This window comes from Candidatus Methylomirabilota bacterium (assembly GCA_035260325.1).
In the GTDB taxonomy this organism is placed as follows: Bacteria; Methylomirabilota; Methylomirabilia; order Rokubacteriales; family CSP1-6; genus AR19.
This window is the reverse complement of record DATFVL010000182.1, coordinates 1-6,470: the sequence shown is the minus strand read 5'-3', so window position 1 is coordinate 6,470 and position 6,470 is coordinate 1. Positions and strand designations below refer to the sequence as shown.

At 71.0% G+C, this 6,470-nt stretch carries 7 protein-coding genes; 3 read left to right on the top strand and 4 right to left on the bottom strand.

Annotated elements, in window-relative coordinates; all coding sequences use genetic code 11:
• Nucleotides 1-301: CoA transferase (locus tag VKG64_12060; GenBank protein ID HKB25775.1), on the top strand; the 301-nt coding region annotated here is incomplete at its 5' end.
• A gap of 247 nt (nucleotides 302-548) precedes the next feature.
• On the opposite strand, the gene VKG64_12055 is transcribed toward VKG64_12060, so the two are convergent.
• Together VKG64_12055 and VKG64_12050 are read right to left on the bottom strand one after the other, a co-directional pair.
• A complete protein-coding gene (locus VKG64_12055) occupies nucleotides 549-1,385 on the bottom strand; it encodes a hypothetical protein (GenBank protein ID HKB25774.1) in 837 nt (278 codons plus the stop codon).
• A 10-nt stretch (nucleotides 1,386-1,395) separates the two neighbouring features.
• Nucleotides 1,396-1,608, bottom strand: coding sequence for a hypothetical protein (locus VKG64_12050; GenBank protein ID HKB25773.1), 213 nt, complete (start codon nucleotides 1,606-1,608; stop codon nucleotides 1,396-1,398).
• A gap of 50 nt (nucleotides 1,609-1,658) precedes the next feature.
• Between VKG64_12050 and VKG64_12045 the strand changes: the two genes are divergently transcribed.
• On the top strand, nucleotides 1,659-2,642 hold the full coding sequence (locus VKG64_12045) for an aldo/keto reductase (protein ID HKB25772.1): 984 nt from the start codon (nucleotides 1,659-1,661) through the stop codon (nucleotides 2,640-2,642).
• 9 nt (nucleotides 2,643-2,651) lie between these two features.
• Here VKG64_12045 and VKG64_12040 read toward each other — a convergent pair whose 3' ends face one another.
• Entirely contained in the window at nucleotides 2,652-5,090 is a 2,439-nt protein-coding gene (locus VKG64_12040; GenBank protein ID HKB25771.1) for a GAF domain-containing protein, read from the bottom strand.
• 50 nt (nucleotides 5,091-5,140) lie between these two features.
• On the opposite strand from VKG64_12040, the gene VKG64_12035 reads away from it, so the two are divergent.
• On the top strand, nucleotides 5,141-6,025 hold the full coding sequence (locus tag VKG64_12035; GenBank protein HKB25770.1) for a thioesterase family protein: 885 nt from the start codon (nucleotides 5,141-5,143) through the stop codon (nucleotides 6,023-6,025).
• Nucleotides 6,026-6,047: 22 nt separating this feature from the next.
• On the opposite strand, the gene VKG64_12030 is transcribed toward VKG64_12035, so the two are convergent.
• Nucleotides 6,048-6,470 (bottom strand): hypothetical protein (locus VKG64_12030; protein HKB25769.1); only part of this gene is annotated, 423 nt, incomplete at its 5' end.

Sequence of the window (6,470 nt, the reverse complement as noted above, 5' to 3'; positions counted from 1 at the left end):
GACCGAGGAGTGGCAGAAGATCTTCGACGCCCACGGCCTCCCGGCGTCGGACGTGAAGCTTGCGTTCGAGCTGCTGGACGACGAGCAGGCGCTCGCCAACGGCCTGCTCCACGATCTTCCCCACCCGGCGCTCGGCCCCGTGCGCGTGCTGGCGCCGCCTCTCGCGCTCGACGGCGCCGGCTTCCGGCCGGGCGCGCCGACGCAAGCGCTCGGCTCGGAGACACGCACGCTTCTCGGCGCGCTCGGGTTCTCGAAGGAGGAGATCGACGCGCTCGTCGCCGAGCGCGTCACGCGCTGCTAATGACTCTCGCGCATTACGTTGACGCCGAAGTGCGCGATCTTGCTGGTCGCGTGCCGTGAATCAATTCCGCGAGACTCATTAGACGTCCTAGACGTCCATCCAGACGGATCCGCGGAAGAAGAACGGGGCGGCTCCGCAGAACGAGCATCGCGAGGCCCGAGGGAGGAGCCGACCGGAGCGTACGCGGTTGTACGTGAGGATCGGCGACGACCGAGAACGAAGCGAGGCGAAGTTACCCGGAGCCGCCCTAGACGTCCATCCAGACGGCGCCGCAGCCGGTCAGCCAGTCCGTGACGGGCTCGTAGGCGAGGACGTCGCCCTTCTTGCCGTGAAGGGCGCCGAGGACGGCGATCCAGTTCCGGATCTCCTGCCCGCCGTTGCCGCCCTCCTTCTCGATCTCGTCGTGGCTCCAGAAGGCGAGCGTCTCGCCGCGCCCCTGCCGGATCGCGTCGAGCACGCGCTGATCGAACTCGGGGTTGATCCGCCCGTGGTCGGGCACGCCGATCCAGTGCGAAATCCCCCCGCTGCCGAGGAGCGCGACGCGCTCGGCCCTGGGGCGGGCGTCCTCGATGAACGCCTGGACGAACGCCCCGAGCTCGTAGCTCCGGCGCGGGCGCGGCAGCGGCGGCGCGACGCAGTTGATGAGGATGGGCACGATCGGGACGTCGGCGTCGGGCAGCAGGAAGTGGAGCGGCACCGAGACGTCGTCCCAGAACTCGAGCTCGTGCGCGTACGCGAGGTCGAAGCCCTGCTCGAGCCCGGCGTGGACGAACGCCTTCGCCCAGTCGCGGGCGCCGGCGATCTGCCGCGCCGGGACCCGCAGGAACTCCGCCCCGCCGTTCGACGGCGCCCAGTAGCGCTCCGCGACGCCGACGCAGACGGCCGGCATGTTGTCGTAGAAGAAGTTCTGGAGGTGGTCGTTCGCGAAGACCACGAGTACGTCTGGCCTCGCGGCGCGGAGCCGCCGTCGCATCTCCTCGAGGCCCGCGACGAAGCGGACGCGCTGCGCCGGATCGGCGATCACCGGCTTCGCGGTGATGTTCGGCGCGTGCGATGTCAGGCAGCCGGCGACGATCGCGCCCACGGCCGGGGCCTCAGATCTTGAACCGCGGGCGGAAGACCCGGCGGATCAGGTACGGGTTGGCGCCGAGCTCGTAGAGCCGCGCGAGGTCGCCGTCGCGCAGCGCCTCGCGCTCCTCGGCGGTCAGGTCGTAGGGGGCGAGCTCCGCCTCGTCGGCGATCGACTCGACCATCTTGTGCCGGCCGGCCGTGTCGAAGAGGAGCTTGTTCAGGTGATAGTCGCTCATGGCGTCCTATCCTACCTCTTTGCGCTACAATCCGCCTCACGGAGGGCCCAGTGCACTATCGAACGCTCGGCAACAGCACGCTCAGGGTCTCGGCCGTCGGCCTCGGCTGCATGTCCATGTCCGGCGCGTACGGCAAGGGCGACGACGCGGAGTCGATCGCGGTCATCCACCGGGCGATCGACCTCGGCGTGAACTTCCTCGACTCCTCGGACATGTACGGCTGGGGCCACAACGAGGAGTTGCTCGGCAAGGCGCTCCGGGGGCGACGCGACAAGGTCGTGCTCGCGACCAAGTTCGGCAACCTGCGCCAGCCCGACGGCACCCCCGGCGTCAACGGCAAGCCCGAGTACGTCCTGCAGGCGTGCGACGCGAGCCTGCGGCGCCTCGGCGTGGACACGATCGACCTCTACTACCAGCACCGAGTGGACCCGAGCGTGCCGATCGAGGACACCGTGGGCGCGATGGCGAAGCTCGTCCAGCAGGGCAAGGCGCGCTTCCTCGGGCTCTCCGAGGCGGCGCCCGCGACCGTCCGGCGCGCCCACGCGGTCCACCCGATCAGCGCGCTCCAGAGCGAGTTCTCGCTGCTCTACCGCACCGAGGCCGAGGAGACGCGCCCCACGCTCCGCGAGCTCGGCATCTCGTTCGTCGCGTACGCGCCGCTCGGCCGGAGCCTCCTCGCCGGCGGCGTCCACAGCGCCGCCGATCTTCCGGAGGACGACCGCCGCCGGGCCCACCCGAGGTTCCACGACGAGAATCTGGCGAAGAACGTCGAGCTCGTGCTCCGGATCGAGGCGATCGCGAAGGAGAAGGGCTGCACGCCGGGCCAGCTCGCGCTCGCGTGGCTGCTGGCGCTGGGACCGGACGTCGTCCCGATCCCCGGGACGAAGCGCCGGGAGCGGCTCGAGGAGAACGCCGGCGCGACGGACGTGAAGCTCATCGCCGAGGACGTGCAGCGGATCTCCGCGGTCGTGCCCGCGGGCGCCGCCGCGGGCCTGCGCTACCCCGCGGCGCTGATGAAGGCGGTCTACCTCTAGCTCGCCCTGCTAGTTCGGCGACGCGCCGGCCGCGGCCTGGACGTCGCGGAGCGGCACTGTCCGCTCGATCCGCGCGTTCTTGAGATCCACCGTCACGCGGAGCGCGCGGAGGCCGTGGACGCCCTGCAGCTCCTCGAGCTCGAGGTCCTCCACCTCGCGCGTCAGGTAGCCGAGGTGCTGGAGGTACTCGATGTAGCCGCGGTACTCCTGGGCCTCGCTCGGCTGCGCGTAGACGATCGCGATCTTGCCGGGCTGGGTGACGCGCTCGCTCGCGCCCTTGATGACCGCCTTGTCGATCCGCTTCTTGACGATCTCGTAGCGGATGTCGTAGGCGCCGTCCACGTCGAAGCGCTTCTCGTCGAAGCGGAACCGGATCGAGAGCGGCGCGTGCTGGACGAGGACGAGGTGGGTCGCCTCGAGCGGCACCGCGAGGCGGTCCCGAAGTTGCTGGCTGCGGAGCGCCGCGCCACACGTGACCATGAGCTGCCAGAGCCGGAGCGATTTCAGGTAGAGCGGGTCGAAGCGGCCGTCCTCGACGAGCGAGGCGCCGACGTAGATCTGATAGTCCACGCCGTCCGTCTTCTGCTTCTCGAAGTAGTGCGGGAACATCGCCTGGGCGGCCTGCTCCTCCAGGTCGAGGTAGGCCGAGATCCCCTCGGCGATACGCGTCACGCTCTCCTCGAAGAGCCGCCGGCGCGCGTACACGGTGCCGAGCCGCGGGTCGAGCGCGGCGCGGTAGGCCGCCACCCGCTCGCGCACGGCGACGCCGAACTCCTGGAGGGTGTCGAATTGGCGCTCGACGTCGGCGCGGAGGAAGCCGATGATGCCGACCTCGTCGCCGGATCGGAGGTTCTTCTCGATCCGCGTCATGTGCTTGTCCAGGCGGTAGGTGAGCTCATCGAGCGCCGGCAGGCGCCGGGCCTGGTAGGCCGCCTGGACCACGTCCTTGGCGAGCCGGAGCTGTGTCAGGAGATCGGCCTGGATCGCGAGGCTCCGCTGGGTGGAGGAGCCGCGGATGTCCGAGAGCGCGTAGAGCGGATAGACACGCTCGAAGACGATCGGCTCGAGCTCGACGCCGCCGTCCGCGCCGCCCTCCGCCTGCTGCTCGATGGCCTTGAGCACGGCCTTGCGGAAGCGCCACTCCACGACGGGATGGATCGCCGTGCACTTCTCCTTGATGACCGCCTGGATGCGGTTGTTGAGCTCCTCCATGCTCCGCTGCACCGCCATCGAGAAGAGCGGCAGCACCTCGTCGAGTATCGGGAGATGCGTAGCGTCGAGGTCACCCGGGCGCGGCGAGCCGAGCTCGAGCGTGCCGATGACCTTGTCCTGATAGTGGAGGGGCGCCACGACGATGTTGCGCACGCCGCCCGCGATGATGTCGTCCTCGACCGGGGTCCGGCCGGGCCACGCGGTGAGGTCCTCGATGATCAGGGGCTTGCCCTGGGCCACCGCGCGCTCGTAGATGGACCCCTTGAAGTCCGCGGTCGAGAGGTGCCTGGAGTCGGCGAAGATGCACGAGTGCTCGGACTCGCCGCCGTAGTTGAGGATCAGCACCTGGTCGCCCTCGAGCGCGGCCAGGCCGAAGCGCAGCTCGGGGCGCCGGAACAGGGTGCGGAGCTTCTGCTGGAGCGCCTGGAAGCGCGCGTGCGAGACGACCGACTCCTTCTCGATCAGGTCCCGCTTCAGCGACGAGAGCACCTCGCGCTCGGTCACCTCGACGGCGCGGAAGACCGTGAACCCGCGGAGCACGAAGCTCTCGGGCGGGATGGCGGCGCGGAGGAAGTCGGGGTCCAGGAAAGCCCCGCGCAGGCGCCGCAGCACGTCGTCGGTCAGCGGCGGCACCGGGCCCACCGTCTCCACCTCGATGAACCGCGGGTCGAACTCGACCCTGAAGTGGCGCTCGAGGCTGGTGTCCGGATCGGTCACCGTCAGGGTCAGCGGGTAGTTCACGCCCAGCTCGACGGCGTGGACGCGCCTGAGCACGAGCGCGTAGGCCTTCAGGCTGCGCATCGAGTTCAGCGTCGCTGGGTCCAGATTCACCTTGAGACGGACGGCGCCACCTTCGCCCACGAACAGGCGTTCGAAGGCCGGCGTGGCGTAGAAGCTCCGGAGCTGGAACGGGATCAGCGCCGCACCGAACTCCTGCTCGAAGGAGGCCGGCGGGAAGACGGCCGCCATCAGCACGTCGACGAGCTCGCGATACCGGGCGATGACGGAGAGATCCGTGATCGGGCTGAACAGCTCCGGCGCCTTCTCGGCCTCCTCGCGGACGATCCCGCCGAACCGCCCCTTGGGCGAGAGCACGTTGCCGAACTCGGACGACCAGAAGGCGAGCAGCGGCGCCAGGCTCAGCTCGGTCCTGAATGGGAACCCCACCGGGTCGGACCCGAGGGCGCCCTCGATATCGTCCGAGCGAGACTGGGGGCTCTGGGGTAGGCTGGCCATGCCGTTTAGAGTGTAGCAGCCGACACGATGGATTCGGCGCGGAGGAAAATGTGAGCTGGCTCGAGACCTATCGAGGGATGGTGTACCGCTGGGAGGTGGACCACAACGACCACCTCACCGTCGCCTACTACTTCGCGCGCATCGCCGACGCCGGGCTCGGCCTGCTCGAGGCGCTCGGGCTCGGCGCGGCCTACATGGGGCGCGCGGGCCGCGGCTGCGTGACCACCGACTGCTACGTGCGCTACCAGCACGAGCTGCGCGTCGGCGACCTCATGCACGTCGAGAGCGGCGTGATCGGCGCCGAGCCCGACGGGCTCCTGCTCGGCCACAAGGTCTTCAATTCCGAGACCGGCGAGCTCTGCACGACGGTCGAGCACGCCGTGCGTCACGTGGCGCTCCGGCGCGGCACGGCCGTCCGCTTCACCGCGGCACAGCGGCGCCGCGCCGAGGCGCGCCGTGTCGGGTGGGACGGTCCGCCCCGCGAGCGCCGGCCGCGGCCGCGCGGGCTCGAGGGCTTCCCGCAGACGGCGCGTGACACCGTGCAGCCCGGGGAGCTCGACGTCTTCGGGCAGAGCGCCCTGTCCCACTACATCCACCGTTTCTCCGCCGCGAACGGCCACGCCATCGCCGCGTTCGGAATGACGCCGGGCTACCAGCGCGATCAGCGTCGCGGCTTCTCGACGTTCGAGTTCCAGCTGGCGATCGGGGGCACGCTCCGGCCCGGCGACTCGGTCCGCGTCCAGTCGGCCCTGCTCCACGTGGGGAACTCCTCGATGCGCCTGCTGCACGTGATGACGGACGAGCGATCCGCCGCGCCGGTCGCCACGCTCGAGCAGCTCGGCGTCCACCTCGACATGGACGCGCGCAAGTCCACGCCCCTGCCCGACGAGCTCCGGGCGCGGGCGAAGGCCGTGCTCGTGGCGACGGGAGCCTGAGCCCGCGCTCGCCCCGGCGCCCTCAGGCGCCCGCGGCGCCCGCGCGCTGCCGGCCGCGGCCGCCCCGCCGACCTCGGCGGCGGCGCCGCCGGGCCGCCGGCGCCGGCTCGGGCTCGCCCGTTTCAGCGGCCGCCGCAGCGGGCTCGGCGAGCGGCGCCTCGCCCACCAGCGTGATCATGCCCGTCGGGCTCACCGCGAGCTCCTTGATCCGGCGCAGACGCGTGATGAGCCGCGGCGAGCCCGGCGGCCGGCTGAACCCCCGCGCCTTCAGCGTGCGCTCCAGCGTGTCGATGAGGACGGCGCCGTTCGGCGCGCGCTCGGCGAGCTCGCGGACGACGTCCACGATCTCGTCGTGGGGCGCGGTGTGCGCTTCCACCGCCGCGGCGGGGTGCGCCGGCTCGTGACGGCGCGGCTCGCTCCGTCGCGGCTCGGCGATCGCGGCGGG

What these genes read in the sequence shown, in the direction of transcription:
- VKG64_12050 (HKB25773.1), bottom strand. Translation starts at nt 1,608, where the DNA reads ATGAGCGACTATCACCTGAACAAGCTCCTCTTCGACACGGCCGGCCGG.
- VKG64_12040 (HKB25771.1), bottom strand. Translation starts at nt 5,090, where the DNA reads ATGGCCAGCCTACCCCAGAGCCCCCAGTCTCGCTCGGACGATATCGAG.